The following is a 16,116-nucleotide window of genomic DNA, read 5'->3' on the forward strand; positions in this document are numbered from 1 at the left end:
ATGTCCCAGGAACTGGTCAATATGATCATTGCCCAGCGCACCTATCAGGCCAATGCCCAGACCATCAAGACGCAGGATCAGATCCTGCAGACCTTGATCACGATGCGTTAATCGCGGTAGGACGGCATGGATCGTATCCTGTACACGGCGTCCAACGGCGCCGCCCGCATTCTGGAACAGCAGTCGGCCATTTCCAACAATATGGCCAATGTGTCCACGACGGGTTTCCGCGAACAGCTGGCCGTCTATCGTTCGGTGCCGGTGGTGCCGCAGGCGGGCGAACTGCCCACCCGCGTCAGCACCGTGGCATCCACGCCGGGCAGCCGTTTCGGCCAGGGCGCCATGCTGGAAACCGGCCATGCCTTGGATGCTGCCATCGCAGGCCAGGGTTGGTTCGCCGTGCAAGCCCCCGATGGCACCGAGGCCTACACCCGGGCAGGCGAGTTTGCCGTCAATCAGGAAAATCAACTGGTGACGCAGACCGGCTTGCCGGTGCTGTCCAATGACGGGCGTCCCATCGAGATTCCCGAACGCGGGACTGTGACCTTCGCCACCGACGGGCAGATGAGCGCGCTGGGGGCGGGTGATAATCCGCGCGACATCCAGATGCTGGCTCAGCTGAAGCTGGTGAATCCCCCCACAGACCAGTTGGTGCGCGGTGACGATGGCCTGTTTCGCCTGAGTGGCGGCCAGCCTGCCCAGCCGGATGAGTCCATCCGGATCGCTCCCGGCTTCATCGAAAAAAGCAACGTCAATCCGGCTGAAGCCATGGTGGCCATGATTTCCAACGCCCGCCAGTTCGAAATGCAGATGCAGGTGATCAAAAACGCCAGCACCAACGAAGAACGCGGCAATTCGATACTTTCTGCGGCGGGCTGATGCCTCGCGCCCCTGAACAGGACTTTTCAAGATGATACGTTCTCTGTGGATCGCCAAGACCGGTCTGGAAACCCAGCAGACCGCCATGGATGTGATTTCCAACAACCTGGCCAACGTCAATACCACGGGCTTCAAACGCGGCCGCGCCGTATTTGCCGACCTGATGTACCAGACCATGCGTCAGCCTGGCGCCACTGTGGGGGCAGCCAATCAGCTGCCGTCCGGCCTGCAACTGGGTACGGGCGCCCGCGTCGTGGCGACCGAACGCATCCACACCACGGGCAATCTGAAAGAAACCGGCAATCCGTTGGATGTGGCGATTCAGGGCAACGGTTTTCTGCAGGTGGAAATGCCTGATGGATCATTCGCCTACACGCGTGACGGCAGCATCCAGCGCGATCAGAATGGCATGTTGGTGACGGCTGGCGGCTATACCGTTCAGCCGGGCATCAATATCCCCGACAATGCGCTGTCGATCTCCATTTCCCGCGACGGCACGGTATCCGTGACCCAGCCGGGCGCCACTGGCACCAATGTCGAGGTCGGCCAGCTGCAGCTGTCGACCTTCATCAACCCCACTGGCCTGCAAAGCCTGGGCGAGAACCTGTACGCGGAAACCGATGCTTCGGGACCGGCCAATCAGTTGCAGCCGGGGCTGGATGGCGCAGGTATTTTGATCCAGAATTACGTGGAAACCTCCAACGTCAATGTGGCCGAGGAACTGGTCAATATGATCACCACGCAGCGCGCCTTTGAAATGAACAGCAAGGCCGTGCAGACATCGGATCAGATGCTTGCCCGTTTGACACAGCTGTAATCAGGATGTCCATGAAGGGTTTGCGTCGTCTTGCGGGATCATGGGTGGCCGTCGCGGCCTTGTTGCTGTCCGGGTGCGCTTTGGTGCCGCCCGAGCCGATCGTCACCGGCCCGCTGACGGCGCCGCCACCGCCGCCTTTGGCGCCGGCTGCCCTGGACAATGGGTCCATCTATCAGCCCACTGCCTACGGTAACTATCCGCTGTTCGAAGACCGCCGTCCGCGCAATGTCGGGGATATCGTTACCATCGTCATCCAGGAAAAGACCAACGCGGCTAAAAGTGTGGATACCAGCACCAATCGCAATGGCAGCGCCAGTATGAATGTTGGTATCGCGCCGGCGATCCTGCCTACCGATCTGGGGGCCAAGCAGAACTTTAATGTGGGCAGCGGCAACCAGTCCCAGGGCAAGGGTTCCAGCAGCGCCACCAATGTGTTCAGCGGCACCCTGACTACCACGGTGATCGGTGTGTTGCCCAATGGCAATCTGCAGATCGCCGGTGAAAAGCAGATCGCCATCAATCGCGGCAGCGAATATGTGCGTTTTTCCGGTGTGGTGGACCCGCGTTCCATCACCGGCAGCAACACCGTGTCGTCTACCCAGGTGGCCGATGCCCGTATCGAATATCGCAGCAAGGGCGTGATGGATGAGGTCCAGACCATGGGCTGGCTGCAGCGCTTCTTCCTGAATATTGCCCCGTTCTAAGCTCATGATCAATCAACAGGTGTCTGTACAAAAATTGATGACCGGCCGGCGTATGCGGGCCTGCTTGGCGGCGGTCTGTCTGGGGGTGATCTTGCCCCTGTCGACTGCTCACGCCGAACGCATCAAGGACCTGGCCTCCTTTACCGGCGTGCGCGAAAACCCCTTGATCGGCTACGGGCTGGTGGTGGGTCTGGACGGCAGCGGCGACCAGGTGCGCCAGACGCCGTTCACGCAGCAAAGCCTGACCAATATGCTCTCGCAGCTGGGGGTCACTGTCCCTCAGGGCACCAATATGCAGGTGAAAAACGTGGCGGCTGTGATGGTCACCACCCGTCTGCCTGCCTTTGCCCAGCCGGGCCAGAGTCTGGACGTGGTGGTGTCGTCCATGGGTAACGCTAAAAGTCTGCGGGGGGGGACCCTGTTGATGACGCCTTTGAAAGGCGCCAACGGCCAGGTGTATGCGTTGGCTCAAGGCAATCTGCTGGTGGGCGGCGCCGGGGCGTCGCAGGGCGGGGCCAGCGTGCAGGTCAATCAGTTGAATGGCGGCATTATTCCCGATGGGGCCATCGTCGAGCGCGGCGTGCCGACGACTTACGCCCAGAACGGCGTCGTGCGGCTGGAATTGAATTCCAGCGACTTTGCCGTGGCGCAAAACGTGGTGACGGCCTTGAACCGCAAGTTCGGCGGGCAGACAGCCACTGCCGTGACGGGCCGTACCATTGAGCTGCGGGCGCCGATGGACCCGAAATCGCAGTTGGCGTTTCTATCTCAGGTTGAAAATTTGCAGGTGACGCTGCCGCCAGCCCGGGCTCGCGTCGTGATCAATGCCCGCACCGGGTCGGTGGTGATGAATCGCACCGTCATGATCGATGAGGCCGCCATCGCCTATGGCAATCTGTCGGTGACCATCAGCCCGCAGCAGCAGGTCAGCCAGCCGACGACGCCGTTTGGCGGCGGCCAGACCGTGGTCACCAACAACACCCAGATTGAAATGCGCAGCGACAATGGTTCCTTGAAACGGGTGAATACCAGCGCCAATCTGGCGGATGTGGTGCGGGCCTTGAATGCCTTGGGCGCCACGCCGCAGGATTTGCTGTCGATTCTGCAGAATCTGAAAAGCGCCGGCGCCCTGCGGGCCGATCTGGATGTGATCTAGCATCATGGCGTTCACGACCCATACTCCTTTGCCCAGCGCAGACGCCACACCCTCGGCGCTGGATTTCAGCGGCCTGAATACGCTGAAGCGCGGGGTGCAGGCGAATCCTGCTTCGGAAGAAAAACAGCGCGAAATTGCCCGGCAGTTCGAGGCGATCTTCATCCAGATGCTGATGAAGCAGGCTCGCCAGACCAGCGATCAGATGCCGACACTGTTCGATTCGCAGGCCACGCGCATGGCGCGCAGCCTGAGCGACGAACAGGCGTCTCTGGCGTTGGCCAACCCCGGTATCGGTTTAGCCGACGCCTTGATGGCGCAGATGCAAGGCGGGGTGCTGAGCAAGCCCTTGGATCCTCTGGCCAATCCACCCGAGGCCGCCCGTTCGCGCCTGCCTGGGCTGCAATCGCGCATCGGCGAGGGTCAACGGCAGGCGGCGGATTCCATTACTTCGTTGATCGATCTGTTGAGCCAGCGTCATCTGGGGCAAAAGGTGCGCAGCGCCATTCAAGGGGCGCCGGATCATATCCGCACCTTTGTGGATCGGATGGCGGTGGCGGCTGAGTCTGCCGCGCAGCACAGCGGCGTACCGGCTAAATTGATTCTGAGTCAAGCGGCGCTGGAATCCGGTTGGGGGCAGCGTGAAATCCTGCGTTCAGATGGCAGCAGCAGCCATAATCTGTTCGGCATCAAGGCCGGCGGCAGCTGGCGCGGCGATGTGGTGCATGTCATGACCACCGAATATGTAGACGGCGAGCCGCGCAAGATGTCGCAGCCTTTCCGCGCCTATGATTCCTATGCGGATTCTTTTAGGGATTACGCCAAGCTGATCAGCCAGAGCGACCGCTATAGCGATGTGATGAAGGCCCGCAGCGCCGAGGACGCCGCCCGCAAGGTGCAGGCTGCCGGTTATGCCACCGACCCGTCCTATGCGGACAAGCTGATCAGTATCATGGGATATTTCAACGCCCGCTGATAAGGCGGCGGCGGTTTGCCTAGCGCTAAATTTTCCCGCTGTGCTGCCGTTATCAGGTAAGACGAATTCTCGCGGATGCCGATCAGGCGTTTGCATCACAGACAGGATTGCAGCATATGAATCTGGCGAATCTGGGCAAGGCCGGCCTGTTGGTCGCGCAAAACCGGTTGGCGACAGCCGGGCACAACATCAATAACGCGGCAACGGCCGGCTATAACCGCCAGACCGTGCTGTCGCAGACGGCAGGCGCTACGCCGACTTCCGGCGGTTGGATCGGTCGCGGGGTGCAGGCCGTCAGCGTGATGCGGTCTTACGATAATTTTTTGTACAACCAGTTCACGACCTCCCTGACACGGGGCGCCGCCCTGAAGACCTATGGTGATCAGATCAGCCAGGTGAATAATCTGGTGGCTGATCGCACGGTGGGCATTTCGCCCAATATCCAGCAGTTCTTTAATAGCTTGGATGCGTTGGCGACTGCGCCGGCTGATGTGGCTGCCCGCCAGGAATTGCTGGGCCGTGCCAACAGTCTGGCTTCGCAGGTGCGCGACGCCAACGCCTTTTTGGATGATCAGCGGCAAAACGTCAACACCCAGATTGACACCACAGTGACGCAGATTAACAGCTACCTGGATCGCATCCAGGACATGAATCGCCAGATCACCACGGCTAAAGCCACCAATCCCGGTCAGCCACCCAATGATCTTGCTGGACCAGCGGGATCAGTTGGCAGCTGATCTGGGTCAGTTGGTGGATATCAAAATCTATGAACAGGATGATCGGTTCAGCATTACCATCGGTAACGGTCAGACCGTGTTGGGTGGCGATTCGGTCTATCATCTGCAGGTGCAGCCTTCTGCTGCCGATCCTGGTCGCATGGCGGTGAACTATACGGTGATCGACGCCACGGGTAATGCTCAGCCTATGGAGATGCAGGATAAGCTGATTGCTGGCGGCAAGTTGGGTGGTTTGCTGACCTTTCGGACGGATGTGCTGGATGTGACCCAGAATGACCTGGGGCGCCTGTCCTTGGGTATTTCGATGTCTATGAACGCTCAGCACTCGCAGGGCTACGATCCCTCCGGTGCGAAAGGCGCGGATTTCTTTTTTGCTAGTGATGGATTGTGGGGACAAGTTGTGGCGGGTGAAATACTGCGACCGGCACACCCACAGTCACCTTGCCTCCGTTCCCGCATGAGAGGCTCAGTTATAGCTGGTTACGACGGGGTACCGGCGATTACACGGTCACACAGATGCCTGAGACGAATCCGCCAAATAGCGAAGCGGCAACGGGTACCTTGATCCGGTGGATGGTCCATCCAATTTGACACAGCGGGTCGGGCTGCGATGGGGATCGGCCATTAGACTGCCAACCCAGGGCAAGGTCATTGGAATGCAGATAACACGGTAGCCGCGGGCAGCCCGACAGCATCCATCCAGAATGCATCCGCTGCTGACCACTCAGGATTACCGGCTGGAGTTTGATGTGGTCAGTGGTCATTATTCCGTCACTCGGGTGCCAGAAGGCTCTTTTGTGGGAGTTATCTGGATTGCCGGCGGCGGAACTCTGTCGATCGATGGTGTGGAAATTGACACCACAGCTATTGCAGGCACCCCGGTGAGGCGATTCCTGGCTGATCCAGCCCACGCGGGATGCGGCGGGTAGTATGAACGTCGCCCTGACTGATCCAGCAAAAATCGCAGCAGCGGGTGAAACCGCGAATGCGAAGGATTCTGCCAGGGCGCCTCGGCCGGGCCCTGCAGGTTCCGCCAATGGCGACAATGCCCTGAAACTGGCCGCCTTGCGCTCGGAAAAAGTCCTGGGCAATGGCACCATGGGCCTGAACGAGGCCTATTCCCAGCTGGTCAATGGCGTAGCGGTCAAAACCCAGGCCAACACCACGGCGCAAAAAGCCCAGGAATCCTTGATTCAGCAAAACTATGCTGCTCAGCAGGCCGTATCCGGCGTCAATATGGACGAGGAATACATCAATCTGCAGCAGTATCAGGAACAGTACCGCGCCGCTGCGCGGCTGATCGACACCGCATCGACCCTGTTCGATACCTTGCTCAGCCTGCGCAACTGATTAGCGCGCCGCTTTACTAGGAAATCATCATGCGTATCAGTTCCAGCCTCATGTTTCAGACCGGCCTGAACACCATCAACGCCCAGCAGTCCGACCTGATGCATCTGTATCAGCAGATCGGCTCCGGGCAGCGGATGGTGACGCCGGCTGATGACCCTTTGGCCGCTGCGCAGGCCATCAATCTGTCGCAGTCCCAGGCACAGAATGTCCGCTATGGAGATAACCGGGCGGTCGCCAACCGTAATCTGGGGACCGAGGAAGATGCGCTGAATACGTTGACTCTGCTGCTGCAAGACGTGCGCACCCGTCTGGTGCAAGCCGGCAACGGTACTATGTCGGATGCGGATCGCCAAACCCTGGCCAATGTGCTGCAGAATGCTCGCGACACGGCCCTGGGTATTGCCAACACGACTGACGGCAATGGGCAGTATGTGTTTTCTGGATCTTTGGGCAGCACCCCCGCTTTTGCTGCCAATGGCAACTATAACGGTGACGGCCTGCAGCGCCTGATCCAGGCGGATGCTACCCGCCAGATTGCAGGCAGTGACGTCGGATCGGATATTTTCGCCCGGGCGCAGCCGGGGACGCTGGCCTATACCAGTGCAGCGGGTGGTGCCAATACCGGCACGGCGGTGCTGGGTGGGCCGTATATATCAGATCGGGCTCTGAATGCGGATGCCCGCTATTCATATGCGGTCAGTTTCACGGGGCCGAATACCTATGATGTCACCATTACGGACGAGACGAATGGCACTGCTACGCCCAATGCAGGTTTAACACTGCCGGCGGGCGCCACCGAAATGGATCTGGGCAATGGCACCAAGGTTCAAATTTCCGGCGCACCGGCTGCTGGTGATACCTTTACAGTAGATCCCCTGAAGCATCAGAACGCGAATATGTTCGCAACGTTTGATAATCTGATCGCGGCGCTGAATGCGCCGTCCCAGGGCGACGCGCAGGCGACTGCTCAGTTGCACAATGTGCTGAATACCGGTATGCAGCAGTTCGCCTCCAGCTACGACAACGTCCTGACGGTGCGCTCGTCCATCGGCGCCCGCATGAATGAACTGCAGGCGCTGGATGACAGCGGCAATCAGCGCAATCTGGGTTTCAGGGCCGCGTTGTCCGGTCTGGAGGACCTGGATTACTATGAGGCCACAACGCAGCTCAGCCTGCGCAAGATCGCCCTGGAAGGCGCGGGCTTGGCTTTCCAGACGATCCAGGGGCTTAGCCTGTTCAATCTGGGCCGCGGTTGATCTACCATAGTTAGCAGGTTCCGGTTCGTCTATCGCGAATCAGGTGCAGTTCCAGCGAATAGGGCCTACAAGGCCCTATTTTCTTAGGAAGAAAAGCGGCGTGCGTATGGCATGCTGACGATAATCACAAAGGTGAGGTGACATGAAGTTTCGTTTCTGGAAGGGGCGTGCTATCGCCTTGTCTCTGCGGGTCCGATTGACCTTGGTGGTGGGGCTGTTGTCCCTGTTGACGTTTGCTGCTGTGGGCAGCGCCTGGTTTGTGCAGCAGCAAAGCCAGCGCACCATTGCACAATTGTCATCGGTAGGGGTGCAGGCGAATTCAGATGTGAAAAACGCGCTGATCTATGCTCAGCAGGCGACCACCCAGGTCGAAGGCGCGCTGGGGATCGCCAATGAAAAGCAGCGTTTGTGGGAATTGGGTCAGGCCGACCAGCTGCTGAAACGCTCCCGCGATCATATGCAGTCCTTGCAGGATTCCAAGGCCTTGACAGGGTCGCAGGGGGAATCCCTGCAGCATATCCTGGACACGACGTTCAATGATTACTGGACGCAAGTCGACCAGTTGCGCAGTTTTGCCGCCAAACAGGATGCCAAGGCCTTCGAGGCCCTGAAGCGCGGCCGTCTGCGGGGCGCAGCCCGGGGGATGGACCGGGCTTTTGGACAGTTCGATCAGTACATTCAGAACAGCAGCAGCGAATCGCGCCAGGCGCTGGCCCAGCAGTTCGAATGGGCCAACTACGGCTTCATCGGTTTGCTGGTGGTGGCCGTCGTGCTGGCCTTGCTGGCATATCGCACCTTGATCCGCACGGTGCTGCGGCCATTGCAAGGGGTGGGCCGGCATTTGCAGAAGATGGCAGCGGGCAACCTGGATCTGGCGATTTACCCCAAATCGCGTGACGAGATCGGGCAGCTGCTGTTCGGCTTGAAAGACATGCGCGAGGGCCTGGAATCCCTGATTCTGGGGGTGCGGACCCGCATGGGCCGGATGACGGACAGTGCCCGACGTATCGCCAGCGGCAATCTGGATCTCAGCAGCCGCACCGATCAGCAGGCAGCCGCCTTGCAGCAGACGGCCGCCAGCATGGAAGAGCTGGCCAGTACGGTCAAACAGAATGCCGATCATGCCCAGCAGGCCAATCAGTTGGCCAGCACCGCGTCCCAGGTGGCGTCGCGGGGCGGACAGGTGGTCGATGAAGCCGTGCAGACCATGCAGGGTATTTCCGGCAGCTCACAAAAAATCGCCGATATCGTCGGCGTGATTGACAGTATTGCATTTCAGACCAATATCCTGGCGCTGAATGCCGCCGTCGAAGCCGCCCGTGCGGGGGAACAGGGACGGGGGTTTGCCGTGGTCGCGGCTGAAGTCCGCGCCCTGGCGCAGCGCAGCGCGGGTGCGGCCAAGGAAATCAAGGAACTGATCGAGGATTCCGTCGGTCGCGTGCAGGCAGGGTCGGCCCAGGTCAATCGCGCTGGCGAGACCATGCAGGAAATCGTGCAGGCCGTGACCCGGGTGTCCGACATCATGAGCGAAATCACCGCCGCCACGGTCGAACAGTCCTCTGGTATTGATCAGGTCAATATGGCCATTGCCCAGATGGATACGGTCACGCAGCAAAATGCCTCGTTGGTGCAGCAGGCGGCAACGGCGGCCGGCTCTCTGGAAACGCTGGCGGCTGAAATCAGCCAGTCCCTGGCGGTGTTTCAGCTTAGCCAGCAGGCGATGGCGGCAGCGGATCTGCCGGTAGATGACGATTCCGCGCCGCAAGATTCACTGGCGATAAACGCGGCGTCGGCGCCAGCGGCTACTGCACGTCAAACAGCATCGACAGGCGCTGCCAAGCCTCGCCTGGCAGCGCCTGCTCAGGCGTCGCGACAGGCAGCGTCTCAGGCCGCCACAGACACTGAACAATGGGAGGATTTCTGAATATGATGGATCGTGGGCAAGAGGATTTTCGGGCAGGCACCAGACTAGGGGGTCAATCTCTGTGGCGACACAGCGGGCTGGCCGGCGAGAGAGGAGCCGTTGTGTTGGTTGCCGTTGCGCTTGTGCTGGCTGGCTGCACGTTCACGGGAAATGGCCTGAATACAGCCGGCCTGGATCGTATCGTGGTCGGACGGACTACCTTGGACCAAGCCTCTGCAGATCTGGGCGCTCAGCCCACGGATACCTGGCAGCAGGGCGATACCCTGCTGGCGCGCTGGGCCTATAAAGGCACGGTGGCAACGGATGCTGTGTATGCCCGCCAGGAAGTCTGGCTGCGTTTTGGACCGGATGGCACCTTTCAGCGGATGGAAAACAGCATTAATGTACCAGCGCTGCGCCATCCCAGGACGGCTGCCGAGGCTGATCACGAAGCAGCTCAGCAGCAGGCCAAGGCTCAGCCTAAGGCAAGCGCTGCCGGGGAAGTGGATGTCCAGACGACAGCGGATGATGGCATGATCGTGATTCCCGGCAATGGTGAACCCGGCGCGCATCCAGCGGCCGCAGGTCCGATCCCTGTTCCCCCGCCGCCGCCTGTGTCCAGCGGCTCCGCTGCTGCCTCAACGCAGGGGCAGCAGCCGCTGCTGCCGGCGGGGTCCACGGTTGTGCCGGGGGTGACGTATCCGCTGTCTTCTTCTACCAAGGCCCCCTAGACAGGTCTGAATGGCGCGGGATAAGGGCGGTCGCTACAGGCCGGCCAAGCCGCGGGCAATCCGCGCCATTGTCTGATAGCCGTCCTGGAATAATTTCATCAGGAACTCGCTGCTGCGGGGCAGCACGATCGCCAGCATGATCAGGCCCGTCGTCAGGGTGATCGGGAATCCCACTGCAAATACCGATAGCTGTTGTGCGGTACGGTTCAGGATGCCCAGGGACAGATTGATGGTCTGCAGCACAATAAGGATCGGCAGCGCCAGCAAGATGCTTGAAATCCAGATCTGGCCGCTCCAGTCGATTAGCGCCCCCCAGCCGTCTGCATGAAGGGATGCTCCAATGGGCAGAATCTCAAAGGTGCGCACCAGGCCGTCCAGCATCAACAGGTGGCCATTGACCGCCAGAAAAAGCAGCATGGCCACGATATTGATCAGGCGCGACAGAACTGCCGTGTTGGCGCCGGTGGCGGGGTCAAAGAACGATGCAAAGGCCAGCCCCATCGGTAGACCGACGAATTCACCCGCCATCATCGCAGCGGTGAAGATCAGCCGCATGCAGAATCCCAGGGCCATGCCGATCAGCACCTGTTGCGCTGCAATCAGCAGGCCGGCGTACGAGCCAGGAGGGATGGCGGGAATCGGGCCGATCAGGGGGGCGATCACGACCGTCAGTGCCACAGAGACTCCAACCTTGATGCGGATGGGGACAGTGGATTCACCCAGAACGGGAGCCAGCATGACCAGACCGCCGATCCGGAACATAGGCCATAGCAGGCCGGTGATCCAGGCGTACAGTTGGTCGATCTGAACGTCAATCATGTCAGACCGCTTAGACGGCCAGGCTGGGAATGGATTCGAGCAGCGTCCGGATATAGTCGACCATCGTGGTCAGCAGCCACGGTCCCAGCAAGACCAGTGTCGCTCCCACCGCCAGCAGTTTGGGGATGAAGGACAAGGTCATTTCGTTGATCTGGGTGGCTGCCTGAAAAATGCTGATCAGCAGGCCCACCATCAGCGTGACCAGCAAGAGCGGCCCCGCTATGGTCAGGGCAACTCGCAGTGCTTGATATGTCAGAGACATGACGGCTTCGGGTGTCATGGGCAAACGTCTCCCTTATTGATAGAAGCTGCGGGCCAGCGATCCCAGCAGCAGATGCCAGCCATCGGCCAGCACGAACAGCATCAGCTTGAACGGCAGGGAAATGCTGACGGGCGGGACCATCATCATCCCTAGCGCCATCAGCAGGCTGGCGACGACCAGGTCGATGATCAGAAAGGGGATGAAGATGGTGAAGCCGATCTGGAAGGCGGTTTTCAGCTCGCTGGTGACGTAGGCCGGGACCAGTACCCGTAGCGGCGTGGCGTCGGGGGTGTCCAGCGGACCGATAGCAGCCATGTCGGCGAACATGCTGAGGTCCGCTTCGCGCGTCTGATGCAGCATGAAGGTCTTCAGCGGCTGGGCTCCCCGGTCCAGGGCTTCTTCAAAGCTGATCTGGTCATTGGATAGCGGTTGATACGCTTGGGTGTAAATTTGATCGAAGACCGGCGACATGGTGAACAGCGTCAGGAACAGGGCCAGCCCCACCAGGATCGTATTGGGGGGAGATACGCCCGTACCCAGCGCATTACGCAGCAGACCCAGCACGATGATGATGCGGGTGAAGCTGGTCATCATCAACAGGGCTGCCGGCAGGAACGACAGCATGGTCAGCATCACCAGCGTCTGTACGCTGAGCGACCAGGTTTCGCTGCCGTTGGGGCCGGGAGTAGACGTCAGGGCGGGCAGGGTGGCCTGGGCCAATGTATTGCCCGGCCAGATCAGCAGCAATAACAGGCCGGCTGACAGACCACGCAGCGCCAGGGCGCCGGTGGGGGAAAGGGCGTGGGAAAAAGCGAGCCGGCGGAACATCAGGATCTCGACAGAGTCTTGCTCAGCGATTCGGCAAAATCGGAATGTTCAGCCGGGGTGTCAGGCAGAGCGGACGAGGTATGCAACAGGGTGATCTGCTGGGGCGTCACGCCCAGGAGCAGGCGGGCGCCATCGATCTGGACCACAGTCAAAGAGCAGCGCGTACCCAGGCTGTGGCTGCCCAGCACGCGTAGATTCGTGGCTTTGTTCGAGTGGCGGGCCCAGCCTCCTCGGCGGGCCGCCCAGGCAAGCGCCAGCAGCAAGACCAGGATGAACAGCAGCGCTAGGACGACGCGCAGGATCTGAGCCTGGTCCATCAAGAATCAGCGACGGTTGTTCAGCCGGGCAATCCGGTCTGAAGGCGTGATGATGTCCGTGATGCGGATGCCGTATTTCTCGTCCACGACCACAACTTCGCCTTGGGCGATCAGGTAGCCGTTGACGTAGATGTCCATGGGCTCGCCGGCCAGGCCGTCGAGTTCCACGACCGAGCCCTGGCCCAGTTGCAGGATATTTTTGATCGTCAGGCGGGTGCGACCCAGTTCGACCGATAGCTGGACAGGGATGTCCATGATCATGTCGATGTCGCTGTCGGCGTCGCTGGCCTGGCCGACCAGCGGCTGGAAGACCTGCGCAGCAGCGGCTTGAGCCGGGGCTGCAGGTTCAGCGGCTGCGGGCGGCGTGGCGGCGGTCTGTTCGGCTAGCGCCGAGGCCCAGTCGTCTTCCGCCCCCAGGCCGGCTGCCTGAGTAGGCTGGTCGTGGGCGGTCGTCTGCTGTTCTGCCAGAGCGGCAGCCCAGTCATCCTCTAGTTTGTCGGTAGAGGCGGGATCCGTTTGATTAGGATCCTGGGTGTCGTCGTCTTTGATGTCGCTCATTTCTTCGTGCGGGCTAGCAGTTGGTCGGAGTCCCCAGGCGTCGCAAGAATTTTGTGTACGCGCAGGGCATAACGGCCGTTGAAGGTCCCGTAGCTGCAATCCAGCACGGGAACGCCTCCGACGCGCGCCGTCAGGTTGGGTTGGATGTCGACAGGCAGCACGTCGCCGACGGCCAGATGCAGCAGTTTGGCGATCGATGTTTCGATGCGGGTGAATTCCACGCCGAGTTCGACTTCGGCGCTACGGACTTCACGTGACAGCTGCTGGGTCCAGCGCTGGTCGATCGAGTCGGCGGCGGATTGCTGCAGCGGGCGCGTCAGGATGTCGCGGATGGGCTCCAGCATGGAATAGGGCAGGCAGATGTTCAGCTTGCCGCCCGAGGAACCCAGTTCGATATTGAAGGTAGACAGCACCACCACATCGTTGCCTGAACCGATGTTGGCGAATTTGGTGTGCATTTCCGACCGCATGTATTCGAATTCGATCGGGTAGACATTGTCCCAGGCTTGGCCATAGCATTCCAGGGTCAGGCTGAGCAGGCGGCGGATGATGCGTTGTTCGGTATTGGTGAAATCGCGCCCTTCGATCCGGGTGTTGTAGCGGCCATGACCGCCGAACAGGCTGTCGATGACCAGAAAGACCAGATTGGGGTCGAAGGTGAACAGGCCGGTGCCGCGCAGCGGTTTCATGGCAACCATGTTCAGGTTGCTGGGTACTGGCAGGTTGCGCTCGAAATCCGAATATTTCTGGATCTTGATAGCATTGACCGTGATGTCTGCGTTACGGCGCATGAACCCGAAAAACATGGAACGCAGTCGCCGGGCGAAGCGCTCGTTGATGAGTTCCAGCGTTTGCATGCGATGACGCACGACCCGGTCGGGCGAGCCCAGGTCGTAAGGCCGCACGCCGTCCTGGGGGACTTCGGCGGTAGATTGCGTCGAGGATTCTTCGCCGGTGACCCCTGCGAGCAGGGCATCGACTTCATCCTGAGAAAGCATGCTTTGATAGGGCATTACTGCACCACGAAGGCGGTGAACAGCACATCGGCCACGTGCGGGCCGGGCAGTTGAACCGCAAAGGGGCGAGAGAGATCCGCCTTGATGATCGTACCAAGCGCCAGACGGCCTTCAGGCGTCTGGATGGTGGCGAGTTCCTGGGCGGACAGGACTTTCAGTATCCGGTCCCGGACTTCAGGCATATAGTCCTGAATCTGTTTGCGCGAGGCTTCATCGTTCAGGCGCAGCGTGATAGCGGTGTACAGGATGCGGTTGCGGATTTCACCGTACAAGGTCACAGTGAAGGGTTCGAGATCTGCAAAGATGGGTGCCGGGACAACGGGCGCCGCTACCGGAGCGGCATTTGTCGCCTGAGCCGCGGGGTCCGTGGCAGGGCTGGACGCGCTGGTCCTGTTCATGAACAGCATCGTGCCGCCCACTGAGGCGCCGATGAGGACGATGAGCAGAAGAATGAATTTAAGTAGCCTGAGCATGGTTCCGGTTCAAGGTGTCACAGGGATCGGGAGGCTGCATTGTAATGCCTGGATCGCCCGATGTAACAGAAAGCGTTCATACAAAGGTGTCCACCAGGGCATCCGGGCGGGCAGCTGTGCGTGGGGCCTGTGCGTGAGCGGTCGTGCTGGACGCTGCCACCATATCGCCATCCAGGCTGAAGACCATGCCGTCGGACGTGCCGGAGGAACCTTGGGCGGACTGGTCGGCTTGTTGCTGGCCGGCTTGCTGGTCGCTGACATTGGCCTGGCCCAGGGACAAACCCGCCTGGGCTAATTGCTGTTCCAGGTGCGGCAGTGCGTTTTCCAGCGCCTGGCGCACATTGGCGTGCGGCGAAACGAAGGATGCCTGGGCCAGCGAGTCACCCAGGTGCAGTGTGATGTGGATCGGGCCCAGTTCGGGCGGATTGACGCGCATCTGGACGGTGTGTCCGGCGAGGCCAGCCTGCGTCAGATTGAGTATCTGGCGGCTGAAATCCTGGGGCCATTGAGGACTGCTGAGCGGTGTGGGGACAGCAAGTTGGACGGTGGCCTGGGGATTGGCAGCGGTGGGCAGCAGCGTGGCGCCCAACGCAGATGCTTGGCCGCCAACGGCGGCCAGCGTGTCTGCCGGGCTGGACAGCGGGGTGGTTTGCAGATGCGCAGTGGCTGCGCTGGCCGCTGCAGTCGTCGGGTTTGCCGGTAATACAGCGTTGTCGGCAGTCGCCGCCAACGCTGTCGCGGCCCGACTGGCGGTGGCCGCACGGCTGCCAGCGGATGGCGTCGTGGCTGTCGTTGCCGAGGCTATAGATGGGTTTGAGGCTTGCGCAGCAGGCGTCAGGATTGTTTGAGCGGCGCCGAGGCGGGCATTTCGAGAAGCGGCATCGCCTGCCGTCTGCTGAGAGGATGGTGAGTCGTTGGCGGCTGTGTCATCTGTCAGCAGGGCGGCGACGGCTTGTCCGCGCTGCGAGGCTGGTTTTGCATCGGTCGCTGCGGTGTCTGTCTTGAGCAAGGCTGCGGCGCCGGTCTGATGACGCGGCACAGCCAGAGCCTGGATGGGCGCTTGCATCAGCGGCAGGGCGGCGCTATCCAGAATCAGCGCCAGCGTTTCGTCAGGGCCCAGAGGATCCTGTTTTTTTGTGGTGTCGGTAGGCACAGCATCAGCGCGCCCGGTTTTGGCGGCAGTTTCATCGTTTGCCGCAGCACCGCGCTGACTGGACAGTACGTTTGAAAAGGCGGGGGCGTTGTCCTGGGGGGCGCCTGCGTCCGCGGCCCGCGTCGTGCTGTCGGCCGAGGGCGGGCTGGAGTGGGTCGTCACAGGAAGAACGGGCATGTTCATG

At 60.7% G+C, this 16,116-nt stretch carries 21 protein-coding genes; 13 read left to right on the forward strand and 8 right to left on the reverse strand.

Annotated features, from left to right (window positions below; all coding sequences use genetic code 11):
- Nucleotides 1–21: 21 nt before the first annotated feature.
- From VDP79_RS14945 to VDP79_RS09110, 13 genes are all read left to right on the forward strand, one after another.
- Nucleotides 22–111 (forward strand): flagellar basal body rod C-terminal domain-containing protein, encoded by a 90-nt coding sequence (locus VDP79_RS14945; protein WP_416233094.1) that lies wholly within the window; start codon nucleotides 22–24, stop codon nucleotides 109–111.
- A 15-nt stretch (nucleotides 112–126) separates the two neighbouring features.
- Complete coding sequence (flgF, locus tag VDP79_RS09055; protein ID WP_323017886.1) at nucleotides 127–879, forward strand: flagellar basal-body rod protein FlgF; 753 nt, start codon at nucleotides 127–129, stop codon at nucleotides 877–879.
- A gap of 31 nt (nucleotides 880–910) precedes the next feature.
- Nucleotides 911–1,696 carry a flagellar basal-body rod protein FlgG gene (flgG, locus tag VDP79_RS09060; protein WP_323017887.1) on the forward strand — a complete coding sequence of 262 codons (786 nt, stop codon included), beginning with the start codon at nucleotides 911–913 and terminating at the stop codon, nucleotides 1,694–1,696.
- A gap of 5 nt (nucleotides 1,697–1,701) precedes the next feature.
- On the forward strand, nucleotides 1,702–2,400 hold the full coding sequence (locus VDP79_RS09065) for a flagellar basal body L-ring protein FlgH (protein ID WP_323017888.1): 699 nt from the start codon (nucleotides 1,702–1,704) through the stop codon (nucleotides 2,398–2,400).
- 52 nt (nucleotides 2,401–2,452) lie between these two features.
- Nucleotides 2,453–3,556 (forward strand): flagellar basal body P-ring protein FlgI, encoded by a 1,104-nt coding sequence (locus tag VDP79_RS09070; RefSeq protein ID WP_323018079.1) that lies wholly within the window; start codon nucleotides 2,453–2,455, stop codon nucleotides 3,554–3,556.
- 4 nt (nucleotides 3,557–3,560) lie between these two features.
- Entirely contained in the window at nucleotides 3,561–4,529 is a 969-nt protein-coding gene (gene flgJ, locus VDP79_RS09075) for a flagellar assembly peptidoglycan hydrolase FlgJ (protein ID WP_323017889.1), read from the forward strand.
- 116 nt (nucleotides 4,530–4,645) lie between these two features.
- Nucleotides 4,646–5,266: a FlgK family flagellar hook-associated protein gene (locus VDP79_RS09080; protein WP_323017890.1), complete on the forward strand. Its 621-nt coding sequence runs from the start codon at nucleotides 4,646–4,648 to the stop codon at nucleotides 5,264–5,266.
- Nucleotides 5,229–5,831, forward strand: a complete 603-nt coding sequence (locus tag VDP79_RS09085) for a FlgK family flagellar hook-associated protein (RefSeq protein WP_323017891.1) — start codon at nucleotides 5,229–5,231, stop codon at nucleotides 5,829–5,831. Before VDP79_RS09080 ends, VDP79_RS09085 begins: the two co-directional genes overlap by 38 nt.
- A gap of 139 nt (nucleotides 5,832–5,970) precedes the next feature.
- A complete protein-coding gene (locus VDP79_RS09090) occupies nucleotides 5,971–6,195 on the forward strand; it encodes a hypothetical protein (RefSeq protein ID WP_323017892.1) in 225 nt (74 codons plus the stop codon).
- A gap of 1 nt (nucleotide 6,196) precedes the next feature.
- Nucleotides 6,197–6,616, forward strand: a complete 420-nt coding sequence (locus VDP79_RS09095; protein WP_323017893.1) for a flagellar basal body rod C-terminal domain-containing protein — start codon at nucleotides 6,197–6,199, stop codon at nucleotides 6,614–6,616.
- 29 nt (nucleotides 6,617–6,645) lie between these two features.
- Nucleotides 6,646–7,872, forward strand: a complete 1,227-nt coding sequence (gene flgL / locus VDP79_RS09100) for a flagellar hook-associated protein FlgL (protein WP_323017894.1) — start codon at nucleotides 6,646–6,648, stop codon at nucleotides 7,870–7,872.
- Between the two features lie 142 nt (nucleotides 7,873–8,014).
- A complete protein-coding gene (locus VDP79_RS09105) occupies nucleotides 8,015–9,796 on the forward strand; it encodes a methyl-accepting chemotaxis protein (protein WP_323017895.1) in 1,782 nt (593 codons plus the stop codon).
- Nucleotides 9,797–9,897: 101 nt separating this feature from the next.
- On the forward strand, nucleotides 9,898–10,506 hold the full coding sequence (locus VDP79_RS09110; RefSeq protein ID WP_323017896.1) for a hypothetical protein: 609 nt from the start codon (nucleotides 9,898–9,900) through the stop codon (nucleotides 10,504–10,506).
- Nucleotides 10,507–10,539: 33 nt separating this feature from the next.
- Here VDP79_RS09110 and fliR read toward each other — a convergent pair whose 3' ends face one another.
- The 8 genes from fliR to VDP79_RS09150 all read right to left on the reverse strand — a co-directional run bounded on the left by fliR (nucleotide 10,540) and on the right by VDP79_RS09150 (nucleotide 16,109).
- Nucleotides 10,540–11,325: a flagellar biosynthetic protein FliR gene (fliR, locus tag VDP79_RS09115; protein ID WP_323017897.1), complete on the reverse strand. Its 786-nt coding sequence runs from the start codon at nucleotides 11,323–11,325 to the stop codon at nucleotides 10,540–10,542.
- 10 nt (nucleotides 11,326–11,335) lie between these two features.
- Nucleotides 11,336–11,605 carry a flagellar biosynthesis protein FliQ gene (gene fliQ / locus VDP79_RS09120; RefSeq protein ID WP_323017898.1) on the reverse strand — a complete coding sequence of 90 codons (270 nt, stop codon included), beginning with the start codon at nucleotides 11,603–11,605 and terminating at the stop codon, nucleotides 11,336–11,338.
- Between the two features lie 15 nt (nucleotides 11,606–11,620).
- On the reverse strand, nucleotides 11,621–12,415 hold the full coding sequence (gene fliP, locus VDP79_RS09125; protein ID WP_323017899.1) for a flagellar type III secretion system pore protein FliP: 795 nt from the start codon (nucleotides 12,413–12,415) through the stop codon (nucleotides 11,621–11,623).
- Nucleotides 12,415–12,732, reverse strand: a complete 318-nt coding sequence (gene fliO, locus VDP79_RS09130; protein WP_323017900.1) for a flagellar biosynthetic protein FliO — start codon at nucleotides 12,730–12,732, stop codon at nucleotides 12,415–12,417. The genes fliP and fliO overlap by 1 nt, the downstream gene beginning before the upstream one ends.
- A gap of 6 nt (nucleotides 12,733–12,738) precedes the next feature.
- Nucleotides 12,739–13,290, reverse strand: a complete 552-nt coding sequence (gene fliN / locus VDP79_RS09135; protein ID WP_323017901.1) for a flagellar motor switch protein FliN — start codon at nucleotides 13,288–13,290, stop codon at nucleotides 12,739–12,741.
- Entirely contained in the window at nucleotides 13,287–14,303 is a 1,017-nt protein-coding gene (gene fliM, locus VDP79_RS09140) for a flagellar motor switch protein FliM (RefSeq protein WP_323017902.1), read from the reverse strand. The genes fliN and fliM overlap by 4 nt, the downstream gene beginning before the upstream one ends.
- On the reverse strand, nucleotides 14,303–14,704 hold the full coding sequence (locus VDP79_RS09145; RefSeq protein WP_323017903.1) for a flagellar basal body-associated FliL family protein: 402 nt from the start codon (nucleotides 14,702–14,704) through the stop codon (nucleotides 14,303–14,305). The genes fliM and VDP79_RS09145 overlap by 1 nt, the downstream gene beginning before the upstream one ends.
- 151 nt (nucleotides 14,705–14,855) lie before the next feature.
- Nucleotides 14,856–16,109, reverse strand: a complete 1,254-nt coding sequence (locus VDP79_RS09150) for a flagellar hook-length control protein FliK (RefSeq protein WP_323017904.1) — start codon at nucleotides 16,107–16,109, stop codon at nucleotides 14,856–14,858.
- Between the last annotated feature and the right edge of the window lie 7 nt (nucleotides 16,110–16,116).

It is taken from the genome of Castellaniella sp. (assembly GCF_034675905.1).
Lineage (GTDB): Bacteria > Pseudomonadota > Gammaproteobacteria > Burkholderiales > Burkholderiaceae_B > Castellaniella.